The 19,159-nt window shown below is 62.0% G+C and carries 16 protein-coding genes; 8 read left to right on the forward strand and 8 right to left on the reverse strand.

The window, feature by feature from the left end; all coding sequences use genetic code 11:
* Window positions 1-39 precede the first annotated feature (39 nt).
* From prpF to AD659_RS17895, 5 genes are all read right to left on the reverse strand, one after another.
* Window positions 40-1,230, reverse strand: coding sequence for a 2-methylaconitate cis-trans isomerase PrpF (gene prpF, locus AD659_RS17875; RefSeq protein ID WP_053123653.1), 1,191 nt, complete (start codon window positions 1,228-1,230; stop codon window positions 40-42).
* A 53-nt stretch (window positions 1,231-1,283) separates the two neighbouring features.
* Complete coding sequence (gene acnD, locus AD659_RS17880; RefSeq protein ID WP_053123655.1) at window positions 1,284-3,875, reverse strand: Fe/S-dependent 2-methylisocitrate dehydratase AcnD; 2,592 nt, start codon at window positions 3,873-3,875, stop codon at window positions 1,284-1,286.
* A 178-nt stretch (window positions 3,876-4,053) separates the two neighbouring features.
* On the reverse strand, window positions 4,054-5,181 hold the full coding sequence (prpC, locus tag AD659_RS17885) for a bifunctional 2-methylcitrate synthase/citrate synthase (RefSeq protein ID WP_053123657.1): 1,128 nt from the start codon (window positions 5,179-5,181) through the stop codon (window positions 4,054-4,056).
* Window positions 5,182-5,316: 135 nt separating this feature from the next.
* A complete protein-coding gene (prpB, locus tag AD659_RS17890; RefSeq protein WP_053123659.1) occupies window positions 5,317-6,201 on the reverse strand; it encodes a methylisocitrate lyase in 885 nt (294 codons plus the stop codon).
* Window positions 6,198-6,911: a GntR family transcriptional regulator gene (locus tag AD659_RS17895; RefSeq protein ID WP_053123661.1), complete on the reverse strand. Its 714-nt coding sequence runs from the start codon at window positions 6,909-6,911 to the stop codon at window positions 6,198-6,200. The genes prpB and AD659_RS17895 overlap by 4 nt, the downstream gene beginning before the upstream one ends.
* 284 nt (window positions 6,912-7,195) lie before the next feature.
* On the opposite strand from AD659_RS17895, the gene rloA reads away from it, so the two are divergent.
* The 4 genes from rloA to pabB all read left to right on the forward strand — a co-directional run bounded on the left by rloA (window position 7,196) and on the right by pabB (window position 11,889).
* On the forward strand, window positions 7,196-7,732 hold the full coding sequence (gene rloA, locus AD659_RS17900) for a retropepsin-like aspartic peptidase RloA (RefSeq protein ID WP_053123663.1): 537 nt from the start codon (window positions 7,196-7,198) through the stop codon (window positions 7,730-7,732).
* Window positions 7,733-7,737: 5 nt separating this feature from the next.
* Window positions 7,738-9,270, forward strand: coding sequence for an osmotic stress tolerance membrane protein RloB (gene rloB, locus AD659_RS17905; protein ID WP_024616592.1), 1,533 nt, complete (start codon window positions 7,738-7,740; stop codon window positions 9,268-9,270).
* Window positions 9,270-10,256, forward strand: coding sequence for an alpha-L-glutamate ligase-like protein (locus tag AD659_RS17910; protein WP_053123665.1), 987 nt, complete (start codon window positions 9,270-9,272; stop codon window positions 10,254-10,256). The genes rloB and AD659_RS17910 overlap by 1 nt, the downstream gene beginning before the upstream one ends.
* A gap of 280 nt (window positions 10,257-10,536) precedes the next feature.
* Window positions 10,537-11,889 carry an aminodeoxychorismate synthase component I gene (gene pabB / locus AD659_RS17920; protein WP_053123669.1) on the forward strand — a complete coding sequence of 451 codons (1,353 nt, stop codon included), beginning with the start codon at window positions 10,537-10,539 and terminating at the stop codon, window positions 11,887-11,889.
* Window positions 11,890-12,005: 116 nt separating this feature from the next.
* Here the strand turns inward: pabB and thrH are convergent, their stop codons facing one another.
* Window positions 12,006-12,623: a bifunctional phosphoserine phosphatase/homoserine phosphotransferase ThrH gene (gene thrH / locus AD659_RS17925; RefSeq protein ID WP_053123672.1), complete on the reverse strand. Its 618-nt coding sequence runs from the start codon at window positions 12,621-12,623 to the stop codon at window positions 12,006-12,008.
* A 174-nt stretch (window positions 12,624-12,797) separates the two neighbouring features.
* Here thrH and AD659_RS17930 point away from each other — a divergent pair, with 174 nt between their 5' ends.
* The 3 genes from AD659_RS17930 (at window position 12,798) to AD659_RS17940 (ending at window position 16,313) form a co-directional block, all read left to right on the forward strand.
* Complete coding sequence (locus AD659_RS17930) at window positions 12,798-13,541, forward strand: phosphoadenylyl-sulfate reductase (RefSeq protein WP_013693959.1); 744 nt, start codon at window positions 12,798-12,800, stop codon at window positions 13,539-13,541.
* Between the two features lie 452 nt (window positions 13,542-13,993).
* Window positions 13,994-15,523, forward strand: a complete 1,530-nt coding sequence (locus AD659_RS17935) for an NCS1 family nucleobase:cation symporter-1 (protein WP_053123673.1) — start codon at window positions 13,994-13,996, stop codon at window positions 15,521-15,523.
* A 61-nt stretch (window positions 15,524-15,584) separates the two neighbouring features.
* On the forward strand, window positions 15,585-16,313 hold the full coding sequence (locus tag AD659_RS17940) for an aspartate/glutamate racemase family protein (protein WP_053123675.1): 729 nt from the start codon (window positions 15,585-15,587) through the stop codon (window positions 16,311-16,313).
* A gap of 147 nt (window positions 16,314-16,460) precedes the next feature.
* Here AD659_RS17940 and AD659_RS17945 read toward each other — a convergent pair whose 3' ends face one another.
* A complete protein-coding gene (locus AD659_RS17945; RefSeq protein ID WP_053123677.1) occupies window positions 16,461-17,384 on the reverse strand; it encodes a LysR family transcriptional regulator in 924 nt (307 codons plus the stop codon).
* A gap of 124 nt (window positions 17,385-17,508) precedes the next feature.
* Here AD659_RS17945 and AD659_RS17950 point away from each other — a divergent pair, with 124 nt between their 5' ends.
* Entirely contained in the window at window positions 17,509-18,255 is a 747-nt protein-coding gene (locus AD659_RS17950; RefSeq protein WP_053123679.1) for a 3-oxoacyl-ACP reductase family protein, read from the forward strand.
* A 75-nt stretch (window positions 18,256-18,330) separates the two neighbouring features.
* On the opposite strand, the gene AD659_RS17955 is transcribed toward AD659_RS17950, so the two are convergent.
* Window positions 18,331-19,026 (reverse strand): HAD-IA family hydrolase, encoded by a 696-nt coding sequence (locus tag AD659_RS17955; protein ID WP_053123681.1) that lies wholly within the window; start codon window positions 19,024-19,026, stop codon window positions 18,331-18,333.
* Window positions 19,027-19,159: the final 133 nt, after the last annotated feature.

The following is a 19,159-nucleotide window of genomic DNA, read 5'->3' on the forward strand; positions in this document are numbered from 1 at the left end:
TCGCTCCCACAGGTTTTGTGTTATTCCTGAAGTATCGAGTTAGAAAACATCCCCCGGCACCCGCACGAATCCTTCCATCAACACCCGCGCGCTGCGGCTCATGATGGCTTTTTTCACGGTCCATTCACCGTTGACCTGGCTGGCCTCGGCGCCGACGCGCAGGGTGCCGGATGGATGACCGAAACGCACGGCGTTGCGCTCGACGCCGCCGGCCGCGAGGTTTACCAAGGTGCCGGAAATCGCCGCGGCCGTGCCGATGGCGACCGCGGCGGTGCCCATCATGGCGTGGTGCAGCTTGCCCATGGACAACGCCCGCACCAGCAAGTCGACGTCACCCGCCGCCACGGTTTTTCCGCTGGAGGACAGGTAATCCGCCGGCGGTGCGACAAACGCCACCTTCGGCGTGTGCTGGCGCTGGGCGGCTTCCTCCAGGTGCTTGATCAAGCCCATGCGCAAGGCACCGTGGGCACGAATGGTTTCGAACATCGCCAACGCCTTGGGATCGCCATTGATAGCGCCCTGCAATTCAGTGCCGGTGTAGCCCACATCGCGAGCGTTGATGAAAATCGTCGGGATCCCGGCGTTGATCAGCGTCGCCTTGAGAGTCCCAACACCGGGCACTTCCAAGTCATCCACCAGATTGCCGGTGGGGAACATCGAGCCGCCACCGCCCTCCTCCTCGGCCGCCGGGTCCATGAACTCCAACTGCACTTCGGCCGCCGGAAAGGTTACGCCGTCGAGTTCGAAGTCCCCGGTTTCCTGCACCGCACCCTCGGTGATCGGCACATGGGCGATAATGGTCTTGCCGATGTTGGCCTGCCAGATCCGCACCACGGCCACGCCGTTCTGCGGGATACGACCGGGCTCCACCAAGCCACTGCTGATGGCGAACGCCCCCACCGCCGCCGACAGGTTGCCGCAGTTGCCGCTCCAGTCCACAAAGGGCTTGTCGATGGAAACCTGGCCGAACAGGTAATCGACATCGTGGTCGGCCCGGGTGCTCTTGGACAGGATCACGGTCTTGCTGGTGCTGGACGTCGCGCCGCCCATGCCATCGATCTGCTTTTCATACGGATCGGGACTGCCAATGACCCGCAGCAACAACGCATCCCGGATCGGACCGGGGACGCGGGCCGCTTCGGGCAGGTCTTGCAGGCTAAAGAACACTCCTTTGCTGGTGCCACCACGCAGGTAGGTCGCGGGGATCTTGATTTGAGGCGAGTGAGCCATGTGCTCCAACTCCTGAAAAAATGGGTGGCCAGAAAACGGGCCACCCAAGCGATTTAAACGGCCACCGCCGATTCCAGGAAATCCTGGGCAAAGCGTTGCAACACGCCCCCGGCTTCGTAGATCGACACTTCTTCGGCGGTATCGAGGCGGCAGGTCACCGGCACGTCGACGCGCTCGCCGTTCTTGCGCGTGATGACCAGGGTCAGCGTCGCCCGTGGGGTGCGCTCGCCGATCACGTCATAGACTTCACTGCCGTCGATGCCCAGGGTCTTGCGATCCGTACCCGGCTTGAACTCCAGCGGCAACACGCCCATGCCCACCAGGTTGGTGCGGTGGATGCGTTCGAAACCTTCGGCGGCGATCGCCTCGACCCCGGCCAGGCGTACGCCCTTGGCCGCCCAGTCCCGCGACGATCCCTGGCCGTAGTCGGCGCCGGCGATGATGATCAGCGGCTGTTTGCGCTCCATGTAGGTCTCGATGGCTTCCCACATGCGCATGACCTTGCCTTCCGGCTCGACCCGGGCCAGGGAGCCCTGCTTGACCTTGCCGTTTTCCTGGACCATTTCGTTGAACAGTTTAGGGTTGGCGAAGGTGGCGCGTTGCGCGGTCAGGTGGTCGCCGCGGTGGGTCGCGTAGGAGTTGAAGTCCTCTTCCGGCAGGCCCATTTTCGCTAGATATTCCCCTGCGGCGCTGTCGAGCATGATGGCGTTGGACGGCGACAAGTGATCGGTGGTGATGTTGTCCGGCAGCACCGCCAGCGGACGCATGCCCTTGAGTGGTCGCGCACCGGCCAGCGCGCCTTCCCAATACGGCGGACGACGGATGTAGGTGCTTTGTGGGCGCCAGTCGTACAGCGGCGTCACTTTCGGCCCGGTGTCTTCCTGGATGGCGAACATTGGGATGTACACCTGGCGGAACTGCTCCGGTTTCACCGACGCTTTGACCACCGCGTCGATTTCTTCATCGCTCGGCCAGATGTCCTTGAGGCGAATCTCGCGACCGTCCACCACGCCCAGCACATCCTTCTCGATGTCGAAGCGGATGGTCCCGGCGATGGCATAAGCGACCACCAGCGGCGGCGAAGCAAGGAACGCCTGCTTGGCGTACGGGTGGATACGCCCGTCAAAGTTACGGTTGCCCGACAACACGGCGGTGGCGTACAGGTCGCGGTCGATGATTTCCTGCTGAATCACCGGGTCCAGCGCGCCGGACATACCGTTACAGGTGGTGCAGGCGAACGCCACCACGCCGAAGCCCAGCGTCTCGAGTTCGGAGGTCAGGCCGGCCTCATCCAGGTACAGCGCCACGGTTTTCGACCCCGGCGCCAGGGACGACTTGACCCACGGTTTGCGGGCCAGGCCCAGGCGGTTGGCGTTGCGCGCCAGCAGGCCGGCGGCGATCACGTTGCGCGGGTTGCTGGTGTTGGTGCAACTGGTGATCGCGGCGATGATCACCGCGCCGTCGGGCATTTGCCCGGGCACATCGTCCCATTGGCCGGAGATACCTTTGGCGGCCAGGTCCGACACTGCGACACGGGCGTGGGGGTTGCTCGGGCCCGCCATATTGCGCACCACCGACGACAGGTCGAAGGTCAGGCCACGCTCATATTGCGCGCCCTTGAGGCTGTCGGCCCACAGACCCACGTGCTTGGCATAGGTCTCCACCAACTGCACCTGGGTGTCTTCGCGGCCGGTGAGCTTCAGGTAGTCAATCGTCTGCTGATCGATGTGGAACATCGCCGCGGTGGCGCCGTATTCCGGGGCCATGTTGGAGATGGTCGCGCGGTCACCCAAGGTCAGGGCGCTGGCGCCTTCGCCGAAAAACTCCAGCCACGCCCCCACGACTTTCTGCTTGCGCAGGAACTCGGTCAGCGCAAGCACCATGTCGGTGGCGGTGATGCCCGGTTGCAGCTTGCCGGTCAGCTCGACGCCGACGATTTCCGGCAAGCGCATCCACGAGGCGCGACCGAGCATGACACTTTCAGCTTCCAGGCCACCGACGCCGATGGCGATCACGCCCAAGGCATCGACGTGGGGCGTGTGGCTGTCCGTGCCGACGCAAGTGTCAGGGAAGGCCACGCCGTCACGCTGCTGGATCACTGGCGACATTTTTTCCAGGTTGATCTGGTGCATGATCCCGTTGCCCGGCGGGATCACATCGACGTTCTTGAAGGCTTTCTTGGTCCAGTTGATGAAGTGGAAGCGGTCTTCGTTGCGGCGGTCTTCGATGGCGCGGTTCTTGGCGAAGGCTTGCGGGTCGGAACCGCCGCTTTCCACCGCCAGGGAATGGTCGACGATCAGTTGGGTCGGCACCACCGGGTTGACCTGCGCCGGGTCGCCACCCTGCAAGGCGATGGCGTCACGCAAGCCGGCCAGGTCCACCAGGGCGGTCTGGCCGAGGATGTCATGGCATACCACCCGCGCCGGGAACCACGGGAAGTCCAGGTCGCGCTTGCGTTCGATCAGTTGCAGCAGCGACTCGCGCAGCGTGGCCGGGTCGCAGCGGCGTACCAGGTTTTCCGCCAGTACCCGGGAGGTGTACGGCAGGCTGTCATAGGCGCCGGGGCGGATGGCCTCCACTGCGCCGCGAACGTCGAAGTAATCCAGCGAAGTGCCAGGCAGCGGTTTGCGAAATTCTGTGTTCATCGTCAGGACTCGGGTCACGGTGGTTTCAGAAAGGCGCTTGCCACGACCATGATCGTTCCCACGCTCTGCGTGGAAACGCATCCAGTGACGCTCTGCGTCACAGGGACGCGGAGCGTCCCGGGCGGCATTCCCACGCAGAGCGTGGGAACGATCATAGTAATAGCGCCAGCCCTCCAGCTCAGCGTCGTTCGATTGGCACGAACTTGCGCTGTTCGACGCCGGTGTATTCGGCGCTCGGTCGGATGATGCGGTTGTTGGCGCGTTGTTCGAAGACGTGGGCGGCCCAGCCGGTCAGGCGCGAGCAGACGAAAATCGGCGTGAACAGCTTGGTCGGGATGCCCATGAAGTGGTACGCCGAGGCATGGTAGAAATCGGCGTTGGGGAACAGCTTCTTCTGCTCCCACATGGTCTTGTCGATGGCTTCGGAGACCGGGAACAGCACCGTGTCGCCCACTTCGTCAGCGAGTTTTTTCGACCAGCCCTTGATCACCTCGTTGCGCGGGTCGTTGTCCTTATAGATCGCGTGGCCGAAGCCCATGATCTTGTCCTTGCGCGCCAGCATGCCGAGGGTGCCTTCAATGGCGTCCTGGGGCGAGCTGAAGCGCTCGATCATTTCCATCGCCGCTTCGTTGGCGCCGCCATGCAACGGGCCACGCAGCGAGCCAATGGCGGCGGTGATGCAGGAGAACAGGTCCGACAGTGTGGAAGCACAGACCCGGGCGGTGAAGGTCGAGGCGTTGAATTCGTGCTCGGCGTAAAGGATCAGCGAGACATTCATCACTTTGACGTGCAGCTCGCTCGGCTTCTTGCCGTGCAGCAGGTGCAGGAAGTGACCACCGATGGACACTTCGTCGGTCACGCATTCGATGCGCTGGCCTTGGTGGCTGAAGCGATACCAGTAGCACATGATCGCCGGGAACGCGGCCAACAGGCGATCGGTCTTGTCGTGCTGCTCGGAAAAATCCTGCTCGGGTTCCAGGTTGCCCAAAAACGAACAGCCGGTGCGCATCACGTCCATCGGGTGGGCGTCGGCGGGAATGCGCTCCAGCACTTCTTTCAAGGCTCGGGGCAAGTCGCGCAACTGGCGCAATTTACCGGTGTAGGCGTCCAGCTGGGCCTGGGTTGGCAGCTCGCCGTACAGCAGCAGGTAGGCCACTTCTTCAAATTGCGCATCTGCCGCCAGGTCGCGAACGTCGTAGCCGCGATAGGTCAGGCCGGCGCCCGATTGACCCACGGTGGACAAGGCGGTTTGCCCGGCCACCTGGCCACGGAGCCCGGCGCCACTGAGTACTTTTGCTTCGGCCATGTTGCTGTCTCCAGTTTTTAGATTTGTAGAGATTTGGGGAAACAGATCGCAGCCTCGTTGCACTCGACAGCTCCTACGGAACATTGCTCGGTCCAATAATGTAGGAGCTGTCGAGCGAAGCGAGGCTGCGATCTTTCATTTCTTCGCCGCGAACAACGCATCGAGCTTCTGCTCGAAGACGTGGTAGTCGATGCGATCGTAAAGCTCCATGCGGGTCTGCATGGTGTCGATGACGTTCTGTTGCGTGCCGTCGCGGCGGATCGCGGTGTAGACGTTCTCGGCCGCCTTGTTCATGGCCCGGAAGGCCGACAATGGGTACAGCACCAGGGACACGTCGGCACCGGCCAGTTGTTCGGTGGTGTACAGCGGGGTCGCGCCGAATTCGGTAATGTTCGCCAGGATCGGCGCCTTCACGCGGCTGGCGAACAACTTGTACATCTCGAGCTCGGTGATGGCTTCGGGGAAAATCATGTCGGCACCGGCCTCGATGCACGCGGCGGCGCGGTCCAGGGCCGATTCCAAGCCCTCCACCGCCAGGGCATCGGTACGGGCCATGATCACGAAACTGTCATCGGTACGGGCATCGACAGCAGCCTTGATGCGGTCGACCATTTCTTGCTGCGAGACGATTTCCTTGTTCGGACGATGGCCACAGCGCTTGGCGCCGACCTGGTCCTCGATATGGATCGCCGCGGCGCCGAACTTGCTCATCGACTTGACCGTGCGCGCCACGTTGAACGCCGAGGAACCGAAACCGGTGTCCACGTCCACCAGCAGCGGCAAGTCGCAGACATCGGTAATGCGGCGCACATCGGTCAGCACGTCATCCAGGCCGGTGATGCCCAGGTCCGGCACGCCGAGGGAACCGGCCGCCACGCCGCCACCCGACAGATAGATCGCCTTGAAACCGGCGCGCTTGGCCAGCAGCGCGTGGTTGGCGTTGATCGTGCCGACCACTTGCAGCGGATGCTCGCTGGCGACCGCATCGCGGAAACGCTGGCCTGGAGTGCTGTTGCTCATGACTCACCTCGTTCAGTGGCGGCGCTGTCCTGGAAATGACGCGCGATATTGCGTTTGGAAGCGCCGATGTGCCGGCGCATCAATAATTCAGCCAGTTCGCCGTCACGGTCGGCGATGGCGTCGAGAATCCGGTGGTGCTCGGCAAAGGCCTGGCGTGGACGGTTGGGCGTGGTGGAAAACTGGATGCGGTACATGCGCACCAATTGGTATAGCTCGCCGCACAGCATCTGCGTCAGGGTGCGGTTGCCGCTGCCCTGGATGATCCGGTAATGAAAGTCGAAATCGCCTTCCTGCTGGTAATAACCGACACCAGCCTGGAACGCCGCATCGCGCTCGTGGGTCTCCAGGACCCGGCGCAGTTCGTCGATTTCTTCCAGGGTCATGCGTTCGGCCGCCAGGCGGCAGGCCATGCCTTCGAGCGATTCACGGATTTCGTAGAGTTCCAGCAGCTCGGCGTGGCTCAGCGAGACCACCCGGGCACCGACGTGGGGCACCCGTACCAGCAGGCGCTGGCCTTCCAGGCGGTGAATGGCCTCGCGCAGCGGTCCGCGGCTGATGCCGTAGGTGCGCGCCAGCTCGGGCTCGGAGATCTTGCTGCCAGGGGCGATCTCGCCCTTGACGATGGCGGCCTGGATACGCCGAAAGACGTTCTCGGACAGGGTTTCCGAGTCGTCCTGGACCACCACCGGGGTTTCGAGCTGATCGAGCATATTGTCGACACCTTGAAAATCAATACGGCAAAAACTAACCAATATCGCCCTTAGCGTCAAAACAAAAATCAACATTGTCGACAATCGTCTAATAAACGCCTTAGCGATAACCCTGCTGCATGAAGAGACTCGTAGCGTCCGGCCAGCGGTGGCGTCAGAAAACCACCGTGCTAGAATGCCGCGGTTATTCGCCGCTCTCCTTTTATAGAGAAAGGCTGCCTAGGGAGCTTGTGCAGTAATGCCAGGGCCTGAACCGATAAACGGAACGCTGCGCACCAGGATCTATGACACTCAAGCCCTTATCTGCTGCTTTCTATTTCATGTGCCTGCCGGGGCTTGCCGTGGCGGGTGAAAAAACCGTGTACGGCCTCAACGAATATGCCGCCCTGCAGGGCATCGACCTGGAGGTCGCCGCCAAGCTGGACACCGGCGCCAAGACCGCCTCACTCAGTGCCCGGGACATCAAGCGCTTCAAGCGCAATGGCGAATCCTGGGTGCGCTTTTACCTGGCCATCGACGCGGCCCACTCGCACCCCATCGAACGTCCGCTGGCCCGGGTCAGCAAGATCAAGCGCCGCGCCGGTGACTACGACCCGGATGAAGGCAAGAAATACACGGCCCGGCCGGTCATCGAACTGGACATCTGCATGGGCTCGGCCCTGCGCAGCATCGAAGTGAACCTGACCGACCGCAGCGCCTTCCAATACCCGTTGCTGATCGGTTCCGAGGCGCTCAAGCGCTTCGACGCGCTGGTCGACCCCAGTCTTAAATACGCTGCCGGCAAACCCGCCTGCGCCAATGCCGCTCAAACCGCAGAGTAATTCCAATGCGCTCCCTTACCCTCCATCTGAAAATGCTGATCGCCATCCTGGTGGTGCTGGGCCTGTCGGTGACGGCCTATCAGATTTTCGTGCTCGGCATCCCGGTCACCGAAGACGCCACCGACGACTTGTGGAACATCGACGCCAAGGTCGAATTCGTGCCCAACGCCAAAGATCCAGTGAAGATCCAGATGTTCGTGCCGCCCCTGAGCCGCGACTACGTGAGCCTCAACGAGAGTTTCATTTCCAATAATTACGGTGTGGCGGTGAACCGGGTCGATGGTAACCGCAAGGTGACGTGGTCGGCCCGTCGCGCCAAGGGCAACCAGACCCTTTATTACCGCCTGGTGCTGACCAAGCGCTACAGCGCCGAGAAAACCAAGGTCAAGGGCCCGACCTTTCGCGACAGCATCGCCGTCGAAGGCCCTGAGAAACTGGCCGCCGAAGCCCTGCTCGCGCCGATCCGCCAGCACTCGGCCGACGTCGAGACGTTCATCAGCGAAGCGATCAAGCGGGTCAACAATCTCAACGACGACAACGTCAAGCTGTTGCTGGCCGGTGATCCTTCCTCGGCCAACAAGGCGCGCATCGTCGAATTGGTGCTGTCCATCGCCCACGTGCCGGTGGAAAAGGTCCACACCATCCGCCTGGTGGCCGACCAGCCGCAGGCACCTGAGCTGTGGCTGCGCAGTTTCAACGGCACCGACTGGCTGTATTTCAACCCGGACTCCGGCGAACAGGGCCTGCCCACCGACCGCCTGTTGTGGTGGACCGGCGACGAGAACCTGATCACCGTCGATGGCGGCAAGAAAGCCACCGTCACCTTCAGCATGAACAACAGCGAAATGAACGCCATTCGCCTGGCCAAGCTGACGGACGAGAACACCGACGCCAACTTCCTCGAATACTCGCTCTACGGCCTGCCGCTGCAAACCCAGCAAACCTTCATGATCATGGTGATGATCCCGATTGGCGTGCTGGTGATCCTGATACTGCGCAACCTGATCGGCCTGCAAACCCTGGGGACCTTCACCCCGGTGCTGATCGCCCTGGCCTTCCGTGAAACGCAGCTGGGCTTCGGGATCATCCTATTCACGGTGATCACCACGCTGGGCCTGTCGCTGCGTTCCTACCTGGAGCACCTCAAGCTGCAAATGCTGCCGAGGCTCTCGGTGGTGCTGACGTTCGTGGTGGTGCTGATCGCCGCCATCAGCCTGTTCAGCCATAAGCTGGGCCTGGAACGCGGCTTGTCGGTGGCGCTGTTCCCGATGGTGATCCTGACCATGACCATCGAACGCCTGTCCATCACCTGGGAAGAACGCGGCGCCGGCCACGCGATGAAAGTCGCCATCGGCACCCTGTTCGCCGCGTCCCTGGCGCACCTGATCATGAGCGTGCCGGAACTGGTGTACTTCGTGTTCACCTTCCCGGCGATCCTGCTGATCCTGGTGGGCTTCATGCTGGCCATGGGGCGTTATCGCGGCTACCGCCTGACCGAGCTGGTGCGGTTCAAGGCCTTCCTCAAGGCAGACTCCTGATGTTCGGCTTCTGGAAGACCTGGAAGGCCCTGGAAGCCCGGGGCATCATGGGCATCAACCGGCGTAATGCCGACTACGTGCTCAAGTACAACAAGCGCAGCCTGTACCCCATCGTCGATGACAAGATCATCACCAAGGAACGGGCCATCGCCGCCGGCATTCATGTGCCGGAGCTGTACGGGGTGATCTCCACCGAGAAGGAAATCGACAAGCTCGACGAGATCATCGGCGGGCGTACCGACTTCGTCATCAAGCCCGCCCAGGGCGCGGGCGGCGACGGCATTATCGTCATCGCCGACCGCTTCGAAGGCCGCTACCGCACGGTGTCCGGCAAGATCATCAGCCACGAGGAGATCGAGCACCATGTCTCCAGCATCCTCACCGGCCTGTATTCCTTGGGCGGACACCGTGACCGGGCACTGATCGAGTACCGCGTGACGCCGGACCAGATCTTCAAGAGCATCAGCTACGAAGGCGTGCCGGACATCCGCATCATCGTGCTGATGGGCTATCCGGTCATGGCCATGCTGCGCTTGCCGACCCGCCAGTCCGGCGGCAAGGCCAACCTGCACCAAGGCGCCATCGGCGTGGGCGTCGACCTCGCCACGGGCCTGACCCTGCGCGGCACCTGGCTGAACAACATCATCACCAAACACCCCGACACCACCAACGCGGTGGACGGCGTGCAACTGCCCTACTGGGACGGTTTCATGAAGCTGGCCGCCGGTTGCTATGAATTGTGCGGGCTGGGCTACATCGGCGTCGACATGGTGCTGGACCAGGAAAAAGGCCCGTTGATCCTGGAGTTGAACGCCCGGCCGGGTTTGAACATCCAGATCGCCAACGACTGCGGCCTGACTCTGCGCACCCACGCGGTGGAAGCCCGCCTGGAAGAACTCCAGGCCCGGGGCGTCATCGAAACCGTGGAAGAGCGCGTGGCGTTTGCCCAGGAGTTGTTTGGGCATATTCCGCCGGTTGAGGGTTGAGGGCTCAAATTGAACCTTGCTCCCGCCCGGTTCTGTAGGAGCTGGCGAAGCCTGCGATCTTTTGATCTTGATCTTTCGCTTGAGACTCAAGTGGCTGGGACAAGATCGCAGCCTCGCTTCGCTCGTCAGCTCCTACGGGCGCAATCCTGCGGGAGCAAGCGCTTTTGCCACAGATATCGTCGATCCCCCCAGACATGTCCATCTCCGACATCCCTCTAGGAGCAAATCCTACAGGGGATTACAATCGCTCCCCCGCCTGAACGGCCGACCCGCCCCGCCCATGCCAACCTGCTCCGTACACCCGTTGCCCTACCGCGCCAACCCTGCCGAATACTTTGCGGCGATCCGTCATGCCCCGGGCAGCGTGCTGCTCGACAGTGGCCGGCCAAGCGCCGGGCGTGGGCGTTACGACCTGCTCAGTGCCTGGCCATTGGCACAACTGGCGGTGCTACCGGACGAGAGCGGCAGCGATTTCCTGCAACGCCTGCGTACTCATCTGACGCAACTGGGCGACGCGGTACTGCCGGCCACAGTGCAATTGCCCTTCGCCGGTGGCCTGATCGGCTACTTGAGCTATGACTTCGGCCGACACCTCGAAGCCCTGCCGTCCCACGCCCAGGATGACCTGCAATTGCCCGATGCGCGTTTCGGCGTGTACGACTGGGCGTTGGTCAGCGACCATCAGGCGGGCACCAGCCAACTGGTGTTCCACCCCCATTGTGGCGAAAGCGAACGCCAGCGCCTGATCGCGCTGTTCAGCCAACTGACACCGGCATCCGTTCCGCCGTTCAGCCTTGAAGGACCGATGACACCGGACCTCAGCGCCGAAGCCTATCGACAGGCGTTCGAACGCATCCAGGCGTACATCCAGGCCGGCGACTGCTATCAGGTCAACTTTGCCCAACGCTTTCGCGCCCCTTGCCAGGGTGATGCCTGGGCCGCCTACCAGGCGCTGCGAGCGGCGTGCCCGACGCCGTTTTCCGGCTTCCAGAGCCTGCCGGAGGGCGGCGCGGTGCTGAGCCTGTCCCCAGAGCGGTTCGTCAAGGTCAGCGAAGGCCAGGTGGAAACCCGGCCGATCAAGGGCACTCGCCCCCGCGGCACAACGCCCAAGGAAGACGCGGCCCACGCCGCCGAGCTGCTGGCCAGCCCCAAGGACCGGGCGGAAAACCTGATGATCGTCGACCTGCTGCGCAACGACCTGGGCCGCACCTGCCGCATCGGCTCGGTGCGGGTACCGGAGCTCTTCAGCCTGGAAAGCTACCCGAACGTGCATCACTTGGTCAGCAGCGTGACCGGCGAACTGGCTGTGGATAAGGACGCCCTGGACCTGATCGCCGGCAGCTTCCCCGGTGGCTCGATCACCGGCGCGCCGAAAATCCGCGCCATGCAAATCATCGACGAACTCGAACCGACCCGGCGTGGGCTGTATTGCGGCTCGTTGCTGTACCTGGACGTACGCGGGGAAATGGACAGCTCCATCGCCATCCGCAGTTTGCTGGTCAAGGATGGGCAGGTGTGCTGCTGGGGCGGCGGCGGGATTGTCGCGGATTCGGACTGGGAGGCCGAGTATCAGGAGTCGATTACCAAGGTTCGGGTGTTGCTCGAAACCTTAGAATCTTTAGGACCTCGCTGATCGTTCCCACGCTCCGCGTGGGAATGCATCCGGTGACGCTCTGCGTTACAAGCGGACGCAGAGCGTCCAGGGCGGCATTCCCACGCGGAGCGTGGGAACGATCAACCTGCTCAGGTTTACAGGCTCAGATTGCGGTTCGAAGCCTTGAGGAATTCCTGCTTCAACTCGGCAAACGTGTGCACTGCCGGGAATTGCGGGAACTCGCGGATCACGTTCTCTGGCGCATGGAACAGAATCCCGGCGTCGGCTTCGCCCAGCATCGTGGTGTCGTTGTAGGAATCCCCCGCCGCAATCACCCGGTAATACAGGCTCTTGAAAGCCAAAACCGACTGGCGCTTGGGATCTTTCTGACGCAACTGGTAGCCCGTCACCCGTCCAGTGTCATCGGTAATCAGACGATGGCAGAGCAAGGTCGGAAAGCCCAACTGGCGCATCAACGGCTGGGAAAACTCGTAGAACGTGTCGGACAGAATCACCACCTGGAAGCGCTCGCGCAGCCAGTCGACGAACTCGATGGCGCCGTCCAACGGCTTGAGGGTGGCGATGACTTCCTGAATGTCGGAGAGCTTGAGGCCGTGCTCGTCGAGGATGCGCAACCGTTGCTTCATCAGCACGTCGTAGTCGGGAATGTCCCGAGTGGTTGCCCTGAGGGAGTCAATCCCGGTTTTTTCAGCGAAGGCGATCCAGATCTCCGGGACCAGCACACCTTCCAGGTCGAGACAGGCAATTTCCACGAGACACTCCCATTTTTTCTGATGTTTATCGGTTGAGCGAACAAAATGCCTGCCGACTCTAGCCATTCGGCGAAGCCCACGCAACGCACAGGAACGCGCCAGCCCCGACAGCTTTTGTTACCATCAGCCCCATATAGAGCGCCCAGCGCCACCGACCTGTAGGAAACCGCCCTGATGAGCCCATCGTTTGACGTCGTGGAACTCGCCACGACCTATGCCAACAAGTCCCCGCAGGACATCCTCAAGCTGGCCTTCGCCGAATTCGGCGACGAGCTGTGGATATCCTTCAGCGGCGCCGAAGACGTGGTGCTGGTGGACATGGCCTGGAAACTGAACAAGAACGTCAAGGTGTTCAGCCTCGACACCGGTCGCCTGCACCCGGAGACCTATCGCTTCATCGACCAGGTGCGCGAGCACTACAAGATCGACATCGAACTGGTGTCGCCGGACTACACGAAACTTGAACCCTTCGTGAAGGAAAAAGGCCTGTTCAGCTTCTACAAGGACGGTCATGGCGAGTGCTGCGGCATTCGCAAGATCGAGCCGCTGCGGCGCAAACTGACCGATGTCCGCGCCTGGGCCACCGGCCAACGCCGCGACCAGAGCCCCGGCACCCGCAGCCAAGTGGCGGTGCTGGAAATCGACACGGCGTTCTCCACCCCCGAGCGCACCCTGTACAAGTTCAACCCGCTGTCGCAGATGACCAGTGAAGAAGTCTGGGGTTACATCCGCATGCTCGAACTACCTTACAACAGCCTGCATGAACGCGGCTTCATCAGCATAGGCTGCGAACCTTGCACCCGCCCGGTGCTGCCGAACCAGCACGAGCGCGAAGGCCGCTGGTGGTGGGAAGAAGCCACGCAGAAAGAATGCGGGCTGCACGCCGGGAATATCATCGCCAAATCCAAGACCGTCTAAGCGTCCGCCAAACCCTGTACACAAAAATGTCACCACAAGTGCCATTTTTGTGTGCACTTACCCTGTAAGTGCCCCGAAAGGTTACACCTACCCTCTCGCTTTATCTGTTCTTCTTTCTCAATTGGCGTTCGCCAAAAAATAAATACCTGTTTAAACGGTCAGTTTTAAATCGCCGTATTTCAGTTAGTTATTAAACATACATAACAAAACGAAATTATCGCCCCAGCGGATAGACCCGTAAGTGGCATAAATCTGGCTTAAGTCGACAAGTGTTTTGTATACAACATCTATAAAACATACACACACTTTAGATCCGCAAGCCTGAAGCGCCCTATCCCGTACAGGCTGCAGATGCCCCGTAACCAATGATGCTCGCCCGCCGCGACGAAGATTTGTCGAGCCCCGCGCTCATGCACAGTCATCGCTGCGCCGAGAATCAGGAGCCTGCCGGAATGCGTACAAGTCTCTCCAATAACATCGCGCTGGATCTGCCCTCCTCCACCCCTGCCCTCGATGACCACACCGCCGCGTCCCTGGCCCTGAGCCCGAGGCTGCACAACAAAGACCTGGCGCCGACCAAGGCCGAAGGTCGCCGCTGGGGCCGCTACAGCATCTTTGCCCTGTGGACCAACGACGTGCACAACATCGCCAACTATTCCTTCGCCATCGGCCTCTATGCCTTGGGCCTGGGTGGCTGGCAGATCTTGCTGTCCTTGGGAATAGGCGCGGCGCTGGTGTATGGCTTCATGAACCTGTCCGGCTATATGGGCCAGAAAACCGGGGTGCCGTTTCCGGTGATCAGCCGGATCAGCTTCGGCATTCACGGCGCGCAGATTCCGGCATTGATCAGGGCGGTCATCGCCATTGCCTGGTTCGGAATCCAGACCTACCTGGCCTCGGTGGTGTTCCGCGTGTTGCTGGTGGCGATCCATCCCGGCTTTGCCGACTACGACCGCGACTCGATCCTCGGCCTGTCGAGCCTGGGCTGGGTGTGTTTCGTGGCGATCTGGTTCGTGCAACTGGTGATCCTGGCCTACGGCATGGAGATGGTGCGCCGTTATGAAGGCTTTGCCGGCCCAGTGATCCTGGTGACCGTCGCGGCCCTGGCCGGTTGGATGTACACCCAGGCCGGCGCCACCATTGCCTGGTCGATCCGCGAGCCGCTGACCGGTGGTGAAATGTGGCGCAATATCTTTGCCGGCGGCGCGCTGTGGCTGTCGATCTATGGCACGCTGATTCTCAATTTCTGCGACTTCGCCCGCTCCTCGCCGTGCCGCCGGACCATTATCGTCGGCAATTTCTGGGGCCTGCCGGTGAACATCCTGGTGTTTGCCGGGATCACCATCCTGCTCTGCGGCGCGCAGTTCCAGATCAACGGGCAGATCATTGAAAGCCCGACCCAGGTGATTGCCTCGATCCCCAACACCTTTTTCCTTGTGTTGGGTTGCCTGGCCTTCCTGATCGTCACCGTGGCGGTGAACATCATGGCCAACTTCGTCGCCCCGGCCTTCGTGCTCAGCAACCTGGCGCCCAAGTACCTGACCTTCCGCCGCGCCGGGCTGATCAGCGCCGCCATCGCCGTGCTGATCCTGCCGTGGAACCTCTACAACAGCCCGCTGGTGATCGTGTATTTCCTGTCCGGCCTCGGCGCCCTGCTCGGGCCGCTGTATGGCGTGATCATGGTCGATTACTGGCTACTGCGAAAAGGCCGCATCAACGTGCCGCAACTGTACAGCGAGGACCCAAACGGTGCGTATTTCTACAGCAACGGGGTCAACCTGCGTGCGGTGGCGGCGTTCATTCCGGCCGCGCTGATCGCCATCATCCTGGCCCTGGTGCCTGGTTTTGACGCCGTTTCACCGTTTTCCTGGCTGATTGGCGCTTCGATTGCAGGGCTGTTGTACCTCATCATCGCCAAGCGCCAGCCGTATTACGAGGACGTCAGCGGTGAGTCCATCGCTGTGGATAACGTCCATCATTGATCGCTCAAGACGGCCCGCCAGGTTCGGGCCGCTTACTTTTCTGTGTTAAGGAGGACAGCTCATGCGAATTCTCGTGGTCAACGTCAACACCACCGAATCCATCACCCAAGCCATCGCCCGCCAGGCCCAGGCCGTGGCCGCGCCGGGCACCGAGATCGTCGGGCTCACGCCGCATTTCGGCGCCGACTCCATCGAGGGCAATTTTGAAAGCTACCTGGCGGCCATCGCGGTGATGGACCGGGTGATGTCCTACGACCAGCCGTTCGACGCGGTGATCCAGGCTGGCTACGGCGAGCATGGCCGCGAAGGCCTGCAGGAACTGCTGAACGTGCCGGTGGTGGACATCACCGATGCGGGCGCCAGCACCGCCATGTTCCTCGGCCACGCTTATTCGGTGGTCACCACCCTGGACCGCACCGTGCCGCTGATCGAAGACCGGCTCAAGCTCTCCGGCCTGTTCGACCGCTGCGCCTCGGTACGGGCCAGCGGCCTGGCGGTGCTGGAACTGGAGCAGGATCCGCAACGGGCGGTTGAAGCCATCGTGCGGCAGGCCGAACTGGCGGTCAGCCAGGACAAGGCCGAAGTGATCTGCCTGGGTTGCGGCGGCATGGCCGGGCTCGATGAGCAGATCCGCCAGCGCACCGGGGTGCCGGTGGTCGATGGGGTAACGGCGGCGGTGACCATTGCCGAAGCGCTGGTGCGGCTGGGGTTGTCGACCTCGAAAGTACGCACCTATGCGACGCCGCGGCCCAAGACCATCATTGGCTGGCCGGGGCGGTTTGGGCGGTGAGTGCACGGCGTTAGACCGCATCGCCCCCTTCGCGAGCAGGCTCGCTCCCACAGGGATTTTTGATGATCACAACATGTGTGGTCGCTACAAAACCAGTGTGGGAGCGAGCCTGCTCGCGAAGGGGGTCTACGCGGTCCAGAGCCTGGCTCAAACCGCACTGAACCGCTTGGCCAACCCCTGTTCGGCAAACTGCTCGATGATGAAATCCACGAACGCCCGGGTCTTGCCCGGCAGCAACTTGTGTTCGGCATAGTAGATGGAGATGTTGCCGTCATCGACGTACCAGTCCGGCAGCACCCGTTGCAACGCGCTGGATTCCAGATAAGGCACGGCCACCGGCATGCTCACCAGCCCGATGCCCAGCCCTTGGGCCGCAGCCGCGCAGTCGGCCTCTGAATCACTCATGGTCATGCGGGTCTTGAGCATGAGCGGGCTGTGCTGCTGGGTGCGGCTGGTCAGTTGCCAGGAACGCACGCGCCCGGTTTGTGGCGAACGAATCAGGATGCCTTGGTGCTGTGACAGATCTTCCGGCTCTGTCACCGGGGCATGGATTTGCAGATAGTCCGTTGAGGCAACCAATACCCGATGGGCCACTGTCAACTTGCGCGCCACCACACCCTGGGGCAGCTCGAAGCCGCCACCGATAGCAGCATCGAAGCCCTGGCCGATCAGGTCCACCTGGCGGTTATCGAAATGCCAGTCCGGGCTGATGGCCGGGTAGCGCCGCAAAAACTCCCCCAGCAATGGCACGACATACAATCGACCGAACGCCGTGCCCATGCTCACCTTCAGCGTCCCCGCCGGTTGCCCGCCAGCACTGGCCAGGTTGGCAACGGCGTTCTGGATGGTGTTGAAGCTGCTGCTGACTTCCCGCAGGAACAACTGGCCGGCTTCGGTCAGCCTCAGGCTGCGGGTGCTACGCTGGAACAGCCGTACCCCCATGCGCGCTTCCAGCTTGGCGACGCTTTTACCCACCGCCGCTGGGGTCACGCTCAAGCGGCGCGCCGCCTCGGCAAAGCTGCCGACTTCGGCGCTACGCACGAAGCATTCGATACTGTTGAAGGTCTCCATAAGCGCCACTCTAAACTTTTGGTTTAGACAGACTATAGCAATGGCGGTCTACACAGTTCATGACGGCTTCTTGATACTCGCCCCATCACCGCGGCACCTCGCCCCGGCACTTTTGGAGAACATCATGAGTAACCCAGCACTGATCGGTAAAGTCGCCTTGATCCAAGGCGGTTCTCGCGGCATCGGCGCCGCCATCGTCAAACGCCTTGCCGCAGAAGGCGCAGCGGTGGCCTTCACCTACGTCAGCTCTGGCGCCAAGTCTGAAGAATTGCAGAACAGCATCATCGCCGCCGGCGGCAAGGCCCTGGCGATCAAGGCGGACAGTGCCGACGCCGATGCCGTGCGTAACGCCGTCGCCGCCACCGTCGAGGCGTTTGGCCGGTTGGACATCCTGGTCAACAACGCGGGCGTGCTGGCCATGGGGCCGCTGGATGAATTCAAACTCGAAGATTTCGACCAGACCCTGGCCGTCAACGTGCGCAGCGTGTTCGTCGCCACCCAGGCGGCCGCGAGGCACATGACCGAAGGCGGACGCGTCATCAACATCGGCAGCACCAACGCCGACCGCATGCCCTTCGCTGGCGGCGCCACGTACGCCATGAGCAAATCCGCGCTGGTGGGCCTGACCAAAGGCCTGGCCCGTGACCTCGGCCCGCGCGGCATCACCGTCAACAACGTGCAGCCGGGCCCGGTGGACACCGACATGAACCCGGCCGACAGCGACTTCGCCTCCAGCCTGCTGTCGCTGATGGCCGTCGGGCGCTACGGCAACGTCGATGAAATCGCCAGCTTCGTCGCTTACCTGGCAGGGCCGGAAGCCGGTTATATCACCGGTGCCAGCCTGACCATCGACGGTGGTTTTGGCGCCTGATCCAGCTGTTCATTGTGGCGAGGGAGCTTGCTCCCGCTGGGCCGGTCCGACGCTTCGGGCGCAGCAGCCCTTTCTTCAGGCCCACTCCAATTCCGGCAAACCGCAAAGGCTTGGCTGGAACATTCTCAAGGAGCGGATGATCCCGTCGGCGTGGGCGTATTTTTCGTCCGCCATGGCCGAGTCCGGAATGGCAATGGCGGTCATGCCGGCGGCTTTCGCGGCTGTCACGCCGAACGGGGAATCCTCGAACACCAGGCAGTCGCGCGGCTCGACACCCAGGCGCCGGGCGGCGGTGAGGAAGATATCCGGCGCGGGTTTCGCCGCACCGACTTCCGGATCGTCCGCCGTCACGATGCAATCGAACAATGCGAACCAATCCCGGTGCAACGTGGTTTTCAGCTCGAACGTCGGGCTCGACGAACTGGTCCCCACCGCAATCGGAATGTTGTGGGCCTTCAGATGCCGCACCAGCTCCTCGGCGCCGGGCATGCCCAAGGCATTAGGAAAACGCTCGCGCATCAAGGGCTCGCGGATGACCAGGAATTCCTGGGGGGTGATCGGTAATTCCAGCGCCTGGACGACGTAATTGGCCAGGTCCGTGGCCCCGCGACCGATGATGTTCTGCTTGACGCTCCAGTCGAACGTGCGCCCGTAGCGCTCGGCGATGATGGACGTAACCTCGGTGTAGATCCCCTCGGTGTCCAGCAACAGTCCGTCCATGTCGAAAATTACAGCCTTGATCGGGCCAAACTCTTTCAGCGGTGCATTCATCGCATCTGATCCGTTATCAACACAACATTCCAGGGATGGCTCAGGTGCGGCCAGAGTGGCGTGTTCGCCTTAAAGGATTCAGCAGCATAACGAAGGGGGCTTGGAACCGGCAATGGGAAATCCATGAGCGGGG

The sequence above is a fragment of the Pseudomonas thivervalensis genome, assembly GCF_001269655.1.
GTDB lineage: Bacteria > Pseudomonadota > Gammaproteobacteria > Pseudomonadales > Pseudomonadaceae > Aquipseudomonas > Aquipseudomonas thivervalensis.

Coding starts and splice junctions, on each gene's coding strand:
- prpC (WP_053123657.1), bottom strand. CDS start 5,181: ATGGCCGAAGCAAAAGTACTCAGTGGCGCCGGGCTCCGTGGCCAGGTG.
- pabB (WP_053123669.1), top strand. CDS start 10,537: ATGCCAACCTGCTCCGTACACCCGTTGCCCTACCGCGCCAACCCTGCC.
- rloA (WP_053123663.1), top strand. CDS start 7,196: ATGACACTCAAGCCCTTATCTGCTGCTTTCTATTTCATGTGCCTGCCG.
- prpB (WP_053123659.1), bottom strand. CDS start 6,201: ATGAGCAACAGCACTCCAGGCCAGCGTTTCCGCGATGCGGTCGCCAGC.
- AD659_RS17895 (WP_053123661.1), bottom strand. CDS start 6,911: ATGCTCGATCAGCTCGAAACCCCGGTGGTGGTCCAGGACGACTCGGAA.
- acnD (WP_053123655.1), bottom strand. CDS start 3,875: ATGAACACAGAATTTCGCAAACCGCTGCCTGGCACTTCGCTGGATTAC.
- AD659_RS17945 (WP_053123677.1), bottom strand. CDS start 17,384: ATGGAGACCTTCAACAGTATCGAATGCTTCGTGCGTAGCGCCGAAGTC.
- AD659_RS17935 (WP_053123673.1), top strand. CDS start 13,994: ATGCGTACAAGTCTCTCCAATAACATCGCGCTGGATCTGCCCTCCTCC.
- AD659_RS17950 (WP_053123679.1), top strand. CDS start 17,509: ATGAGTAACCCAGCACTGATCGGTAAAGTCGCCTTGATCCAAGGCGGT.
- AD659_RS17955 (WP_053123681.1), bottom strand. CDS start 19,026: ATGAATGCACCGCTGAAAGAGTTTGGCCCGATCAAGGCTGTAATTTTC.
- AD659_RS17910 (WP_053123665.1), top strand. CDS start 9,270: ATGTTCGGCTTCTGGAAGACCTGGAAGGCCCTGGAAGCCCGGGGCATC.
- rloB (WP_024616592.1), top strand. CDS start 7,738: ATGCGCTCCCTTACCCTCCATCTGAAAATGCTGATCGCCATCCTGGTG.
- prpF (WP_053123653.1), bottom strand. CDS start 1,230: ATGGCTCACTCGCCTCAAATCAAGATCCCCGCGACCTACCTGCGTGGT.
- AD659_RS17930 (WP_013693959.1), top strand. CDS start 12,798: ATGAGCCCATCGTTTGACGTCGTGGAACTCGCCACGACCTATGCCAAC.
- AD659_RS17940 (WP_053123675.1), top strand. CDS start 15,585: ATGCGAATTCTCGTGGTCAACGTCAACACCACCGAATCCATCACCCAA.